The organism is Dellaglioa sp. CoH-56-MRSF-13 (assembly GCF_056782095.1).
Window position 1 is genome coordinate 1 of the sequence record NZ_JBXAYC010000029.1, and the last position, 672, is coordinate 672.

General features: G+C 52.5%; 3 protein-coding genes. All 3 read left to right on the forward strand.

Annotated features, from left to right (window positions below; all coding sequences use genetic code 11):
- On the forward strand, positions 1–194 hold a 194-nt coding region (locus tag AC1RP1_RS07665; RefSeq protein WP_481762668.1), incomplete at its 5' end, for a hypothetical protein.
- Between the two features lie 3 nt (positions 195–197).
- Positions 198–431 carry a hypothetical protein gene (locus AC1RP1_RS07670; RefSeq protein ID WP_289863264.1) on the forward strand — a complete coding sequence of 78 codons (234 nt, stop codon included), beginning with the start codon at positions 198–200 and terminating at the stop codon, positions 429–431.
- Positions 428–672 (forward strand): hypothetical protein (locus AC1RP1_RS07675; protein ID WP_481762669.1); only part of this gene is annotated, 245 nt, incomplete at its 3' end. The genes AC1RP1_RS07670 and AC1RP1_RS07675, both read left to right, overlap by 4 nt.

Here is a 672-nt window from a genome sequence, read left to right on the forward strand (position 1 = left end):
GTAGCAGTGCCGAACAGCGGAAAGCACTGGTCGAGCGTGTGCAGGGTACGGCCCGAACGCTGATGACCGAGGGAAAGGCACTCGTAGACGTGCTGGACCAGATCGTGAAGGACATAGATTCGGCATCTCACCATCTGCGCCACATGATCGATGTGTTGAAGTTGCTCGATGGATCGAAAGGTAAGGTGGTCTAAATAATGGAAGGATTCTTGGCACTGCTGCATCTGATATTAGCTGGGATTGGCTGGTATTTCTATGCGATCATTGGCATGATCTCGCTTGCTATTGGGGCGCTCGCGGGCGGCTTGTTCGGAGCGCTTGGATCATGTTTCGATGCAAGTCACCGTGAAATGCGCTGGGTCCTGCTCGGCGCGCTCTCCGGACTTGTCGTTACTTTTTATCTGTTCACTAACTACGCACCACACCCATGAGCCTAGACCTGAACAAGTTTTACGAATGGATGCGCCCAGAAATCGAGCCGGGTTTGTGGCAGCACTACAACCTGCATCAGTTTGGAGACAGCACTAACGAGATCACTGGACCCGTCGATTCGTGTGTACTACTACACAAGAAAGGCCGTGATCCAGAATTCATGGTGCTGCGCACAGATACCAAGGCAGTGTCCTACGGCACCTATCTGGTGTCGCTGCTGGGTAAATATTGGGTAGAGAA